Origin of the sequence: Flavobacterium sp., from assembly GCF_003525665.1 — a bacterium.
Taxonomy (GTDB): Bacteria; Bacteroidota; Bacteroidia; order Flavobacteriales; family Flavobacteriaceae; genus Flavobacterium.
Genome location: NZ_DQDX01000075.1, coordinates 1 through 4,537 on the forward strand (window position 1 = coordinate 1; position 4,537 = coordinate 4,537).

Annotated in this window: 3 protein-coding genes; 2 read left to right on the forward strand and 1 reads right to left on the reverse strand. The window is 33.9% G+C overall.

Annotated features, from left to right (window positions below; genetic code table 11):
- Nucleotides 1-387 precede the first annotated feature (387 nt).
- Nucleotides 388-1,140, forward strand: a complete 753-nt coding sequence (locus tag DIU01_RS05260) for a hypothetical protein (protein ID WP_290832194.1) — start codon at nt 388-390, stop codon at nt 1,138-1,140.
- A gap of 40 nt (nt 1,141-1,180) precedes the next feature.
- On the opposite strand, the gene DIU01_RS05265 is transcribed toward DIU01_RS05260, so the two are convergent.
- A complete protein-coding gene (locus tag DIU01_RS05265) occupies nt 1,181-2,077 on the reverse strand; it encodes a NifU family protein (protein ID WP_290832195.1) in 897 nt (298 codons plus the stop codon).
- 137 nt (nt 2,078-2,214) lie between these two features.
- On the opposite strand from DIU01_RS05265, the gene DIU01_RS05270 reads away from it, so the two are divergent.
- A partial coding sequence (locus tag DIU01_RS05270) for a choice-of-anchor L domain-containing protein (protein ID WP_290832196.1) occupies nt 2,215-4,537 on the forward strand: 2,323 nt, incomplete at its 3' end.

Here is a 4,537-nt window from a genome sequence, read left to right on the forward strand (position 1 = left end):
TTATCCGCACAAAAAGTCCAAACGAAAGTTTGGACTTTTTTTATTTCTAGGAGCGAAAGGCTTGGGTATTTTTGTAAACCTTTTTCCCGCTTTCCACTATATCTTTTTTACAGTATTGTTTAAAAAAAAACAATACTGTAAAAAAGGATGCCGTTGCAATCGGGGCTAATTAGTAATGGTCTTCTATTAAATTCGTAGTTCTAAAGTACTGTTGTTTTAAATTCACATTCCAAAAAATCAATCTAATTTCCAAATAAAATAGTTTATTTCTATGTTAAGAACTATTTTAAATATCTCACAAAAGTTGTTATCTTATATTTATTTTTGTCTAAATATCACCATTTGTATATTGTAACCAAGTTGATTGGAATGAAAAAGAATTCTTCTATGACAGCACTTATTTTGGCGTTTATTGGTTTTGCTTTAATTTCGGGCGCACTTTTTTCATTGTATCGTTCAAGTAGCGATATAGAAGTTGTCGAGGAGAAAAGCGAAACCGAGATTGATATTGCTAACAAAAAGATTGATGTTTTAAGCGATGAAATTCAGGAAACTAAAGAGCAATTTGTAGATGCAGAATATAAAGAGAGTTCTAAGTCTGAAGTCATGACTCAAATTTCTGATCAAAACATTCCCATTATTGAAATTAAAGACAGTGATTTGGGCGAAAGTGCCGATTTGTCTGATGATGAACCTCGAAAAAAAGGACAACGTATTACGTATATTCATCAATTGAAATTTTCTTTGGTAAACGTTGGAAAGTTTTCGTTGAAAGATGTAATATTTTCTGTGAAAGACATTTATAACGATCCCAAAGAAGGAAAAGGCAAGAAAAAAGCTAAAGAGTACAGTTACATGGGAAGAACTTTCGACAATGAAGACGTTGGTGCTTACAATAATATAGAGGTGAATACTTTAAATTTAAAATCTAAGAAACTAGTTTATGTGAGTAATTTACCAACAAGTTTTGGAGTAGGAGATTACTATTTTGATATTATCGTAGAATGGAATAACGGTTTCTATCAAATGCATGTTGACATAGAAGAGCTGAATGGAAAGCTAAAATACCGTTACCAATTTTATGATGTAGAAGGCAAACCAATTGATTTTAGAAACATAGAAGAAAATACTAGCGTATAAAAAAATCCCTTAGTTTATAAGGGATTTTTTAGTTTTCAGTTTAAGCGTTTAGTGCTTCAACAATAATATCTTTATCATTTAGCATGTCTTTTAGCATGTTTTCAATTCCACTTTTTAAGGTGAAAGTCGATGATGGACACCCATTGCACGAACCTTGTAAAATAACTTTCACTCGTTTACTTTCTTCATCAAAAGAATCAAATAAAATATTTCCGCCATCGGCAGCGACCGCAGGTTTTACATATTCTTCTAAAATATTGATAATTTGTTGCGACGTTGTGTCTAAATTATCAAAGTTCTTTATTTGCTGTTTGTCTTGATTTGCATCTTGAACAATTAGAGTTTCATCAACTACAGTTCCGCCATTCTCTATATATTGTTTAATGAAAGTTCTAATTTCTAGCGTGATTTCTTCCCAGTTTGCAACTTCATATTTAGTAACAGAAATATAATTTTCGTCAATAAAAATTTCTTTCACAAAAGAGAACTGAAACAACTCTTTTGCTAATGGTGAAGCTGTAGTTTCGTCGATGTTTTTAAATTCAACGGCAGTTTTTGTCAGTAATTTACTCACAACAAATTTTAATGTTGATGGGTTAGGAGTAGTCTCACCATAAACCGTTATTGCCGATTTTTTAGGTTTTAAAACATCTTCAATTATGATCTTTGCGCCACTGTTTACATAGTCTTCAATTTGCTCAGCAACAGCATCTTGAACATCGTTCCAGTCTACAATGCTAAATCGTTCAATAGCTATAAAATTACTTGAAATATAGACCGTTTTCACAAAAGGCAAATAGAATAATTGTTGTGCTAATGGAGAGTTTTTGGCTTCATCAATATTTTTAAATTCGAAACTTTCGTTTTGAGTAATAAAATCTTGGAATTCAAATTTAAGAATGGTAGGATTTTGAGTTTCTTTTATTTTGATTTTCATAGTAGTGTTTCATTTTTCTGCAAATTTAACAAAGTTATTTTCTTGGATTGTTTATATTTGGACTTTTAAACAATTAATTAACATTTCTGCGCATAAATTTAATTGTAAATGCTCAGATTTATTATATTTTAAATAATATGAAAAGAATTTTACTAATTCTGATTTTTTTTACTAGTTGGTTTGGCTTTGGACAATCTATTACGGTAAATTCCACTACTTATACTGTTCCTCAATTAGTCAATGACGTTTTGTTTGGAGCTGGTGCAGGCGGTGGTTCTTGCGCTGGAACAATTTCAAATATAACGTGGAGAACTGGTAACACTAATGGTTTTGGTTCTGTTAACGGAATTGGTTATTTTCAAAATACTAATCCAAATTTCCCATTGTCTGCAGGTGTTGTAATGACTAGTGGAGATTTAAATGATGCCGATGGACCAAATACCTCGAATTCTAGTGGTGGAAATGGTGCATGGACAGGAGATGCCCAATTGTTTAGTTACATACAAGGTTTGGGTTTTGATACCGGATTAACATCATATAACAATGCTAGTGTTATTGAATTTGATTTTGTTCCTTTAAGTCCCTCTTTTAGTTTTGATTTTATGTTTGCTTCCGAAGAATATGGCACTTATCAATGTCAATTTTCTGATGCTTTTGCCTTTTTCTTAACAAACGTTACCGCAGGTACACCAGCTACAAATATAGCTTTGATTCCTAGTACAACAACTCCAATTTCTGTCTTAACTGTTAGAAATAATTTGCACAATCCTGCATGTAGTTCAGTAAATCCTGCATTCTTCGATAAATTTTATCAATTGCCATCTGGTTTAAATCCTGCTGATTCTCCAACAAATTTTAACGGTCAAACAGTTTTGTTAACTGCTGCAGCTACGGTAATTCCAAATAATACTTATCACATAAAATTAGTTGTTGCAGACAGAAACGATAATATTCTTGATTCAGCTGTATTTTTAGGAGCAGGAAGTTTTGATATAGGTCAGGCTAGTATATCAGGAACTGTTCAAGGAGGAGCCGATTTTTCAGATATTATTGACTTTTCTATTGCTAATTCAAATGCTATTTGTCAAGGAGATACAAGAACTGTAAAAGCTGGTACTGCTGCAATTACTGGTGCTAATTACCAATGGTCTGTTGGAGGAGTTCCGATTCCAGGTGCAACAAGTTTTCAATACACAATAACAGCGCCAGGAACTTACCAAGTTTCTATTACTTATTCTTCAGGTTGTGTAATAACAGACAGTATTCTAGCAGAATATCTTCCTGCTGTGCCATTAGCTTTACCAAACAACCTTACAAACTGTTCTAACCCTTCTTTTAATTTAGCTCAAAATACACCAGTTGTTTTAAACGGTTTGAATCCATCTAATTATGATATTAATTATTTTACAACATTAACAAATGCTGAGGATTTTACTGCGCCTATTGCAAATCTTTCCAGTTTTCCAGGTACAAATGGGCAAACTATTTATATTAGAGTAGATGATTCTTCTGGATCTGGTTGTTTCGAAATTTTAACTTTTACATTAACAATAACTCCTCCACCAACACCTCCTAATCCATCAGATGTAACTTCTTGTAATAGTTATACTTTACCTGCATTAGCAGCCAATGAAACCTATCATACTGCCTCTGGAGGAAGTCCGTCGACACAAATTGCCGCAGGAACAGTTATAACTACTTCACAAACAATATACATATATGTACAGTCTGCACCTGGTTGTACAGCTGAAGGCGATTTTGTTGTGACAATAATAACAGGTACACCACCCAATCCATCAGACGTAACCGTTTGCGGAAGCTACACTTTACCAGCATTACCAGCAGGAAGCACTTATCATTCTGCGTCAGGTGGTTCTACAGCAACTTTATTGCCAGTTGGAACAGTTCTTACAACTTCACAAATAGTTTATGTAGTTTCACAATCATCTGGTACACCATCGTGTAGTGCAGAAGGTGATTTTGCTCTAACGGTAAATACAGCACCAGTTACGCCAAATCCGGCAGATGTAACGGCATGTGATAGTTATGTTTTACCAGTATTGCCAGCAGGACAATCATACCATTCGGCAGCTGGAGGAAGTCCAGCTACTCAAATTCCAGCAGGAACAGTAATTACTACGAATCAAACGATTTATATTTTTGCACAATCGGGTACAGTTCCAAATTGTACTGCCGAAGGTGATTTTACAGTAACAATAAATCTTACACCTGCTACGCCAAATCCGGCAGATGTTACGGTTTGTAATAGTTATATTTTACCAGCATTACCAGCAGGAAGTTCGTACCATACCTTACCAAATGGAGGCGGAACAACTTTACTAGCTGGCGCAACAATTACAACGACACAAGTAATTTATGTTTTTGCGCAAACAGGTACTACACCAAATTGTACGTCAGAAGGTGACTTCTTAGTTACTGTAAACAATACACCAGTTCCAG